The organism is Alteromonas sp. AO-Serp (assembly GCF_017849675.1).
GTDB classification, from domain to species: domain Bacteria; phylum Pseudomonadota; class Gammaproteobacteria; order Enterobacterales; family Alteromonadaceae; genus Alteromonas; species Alteromonas macleodii.
This window is the reverse complement of the sequence record NZ_JAFLMX010000008.1, coordinates 1-1,774: the sequence shown is the minus strand read 5'-3', so window position 1 is coordinate 1,774 and position 1,774 is coordinate 1. Positions and strand designations below refer to the sequence as shown.

Here is a 1,774-nt window from a genome sequence, read left to right as displayed (position 1 = left end):
CCCAGCCATTTTCGATAACGCCAGCAATCAGGCCGTTTGCACCGCCAAGTAAGCTTGCAAGAGCAGTGAAGTCGCCTTCTATCGTGTCCGTTGTTTCTACCACTTCACCGTTGGCAGTGATGTTGGTTTGCGTGGTCTCTCTATCTTCGGCCTGTCGTAGTGCCACAGCTAATGAACCGACGCCTATAACACCATTATTGAACTGTGTACCACCGCCCTCTTCTGACACCCATTGCACACCTAATGTGTTGCCGTCGCCTTCAAAAACTTCAACGATAATGGCTTCAACTTGTACCTGTGCACGGCGAATATCCAGTTGACGCACCACTTCTTCTAGCGAGCGCATCATGTCTGGCTCTGCAGTTATAACGATGGCGTTAGAATCTTCGTGTGCGTCGATGCTAATTTCGCGGTTTGAGCTTGCTCTGCGCGATGTGGCGCCGCTGCCTTGCTCTTCTGCTTGGATACTGGCCGATACGCCTTGCAGAACTTTGACTAAATCTTCTGCCTTAGCGTAATTAAGAAACAGTACGCGAGTGTTGCCATTGGACTCCAGCTCTTGGTCCATGCGTTGAATAAGATTGATAAGACGCTGACGCGCTTTAATGTCGCCGCTTACGATCACAGAGTTCGTTCTGTCGTCTGCTACAACGCGAGGTTCAGATTTAGCGCCTGTATTGGCTTTACCTTGTGATTTGTTGATACTTTCAATAATACGTACCATCTCAGAAGCTGAAGCATAACGAAGCTTAACAATCTCTACTTCTTCGTCACCAGCGCGGTCTACGCGCTCAATGATTTCAACAAGACGATTAACCACCGCAGCACGGCCCGTTAGCATCATCACGTTTGATGGATCGTGGCTAACCACGTTACCGCCGCCCGCTTGGTCATTAAGCTGGCGCAATATAGGCGCAAGTTCGCGCACCGGTACGTTATAAACAGGCACAACGCGGGTAATAAACTCATCGCCGTCTTGCTGCGCGCCTTCAACAACCGGGATATTCGATGTCTTTGCGTCTTTTGAGCGAACGACTTTTAAAATTCCGCTAGGCATTTCTACAACGGCAAAATCATACACTTGTAATACGTTCAGGAAAAACTGGTAGTACTGATCCTCGTTGAGCATGTCGTAGCTGCGTACGCTTATTTTGCCGCGTACGTTAGGGTCGACAATAATAGTTCGCTCAAGATTTTTACCAACAATATTTATGAATTCATTGATGTCAGTATCTTTGAAATTAGGCATGTACTCAGCGGCCGTGACCGAGAAACACAGAAGCGCTGTGCACATGGCTGTGCCTAAGCGAGATAATAGTTTTTGGCTAGTGCGCCTTTTCATTCTAACTTCCTTCATTTCCTAACTTGTCGATGACCGAATTGCTTTATTTGTTATTTTGTATACCTAGCGACAATATAGTGCTACTACCGTTAGTGGTATTAAGACTCGGGTAAATCTAGGTATAGCGTAGTTAAACTGCCATCTCGAATAATCGTTAATTCTATAGTTTGTGCATTGCGTAGCTCAGACAGTGCCTCTTGCGATTGCTGCAAGTCGGTAAGGTCTAGCCCGTTAATCTGTGTAATGACATCGCCTGCCTGAAGCCCTGCCGATTTAAATAATTCGGGCTCTTTGCCGGGGCTTACCTGGTAGCCGATAAGCTGGCCTTCTTCAGTTTTTGGCGATATTGAAATAAAGTCTGTGAAGTTAGCGGGGCGTTCTCGCAGAGCAGCGGTTGCTTCTAGCGCTTCTTCGCTAAGCTCAACTGTATCT

2 protein-coding genes are annotated in these 1,774 nt (G+C 47.2%); both read right to left on the bottom strand.

Annotation, left to right across the window (positions count from 1 at the left end; translation table 11 throughout):
* A partial coding sequence (locus QVA83_RS00965; protein ID WP_287498011.1) for a secretin N-terminal domain-containing protein occupies positions 1-1,342 on the bottom strand: 1,342 nt, incomplete at its 3' end.
* Positions 1,343-1,440: 98 nt separating this feature from the next.
* Positions 1,441-1,774, bottom strand: a 334-nt coding sequence (locus QVA83_RS00960) for a PDZ domain-containing protein (RefSeq protein ID WP_287498010.1), incomplete at its 5' end; no start/stop codon positions are given.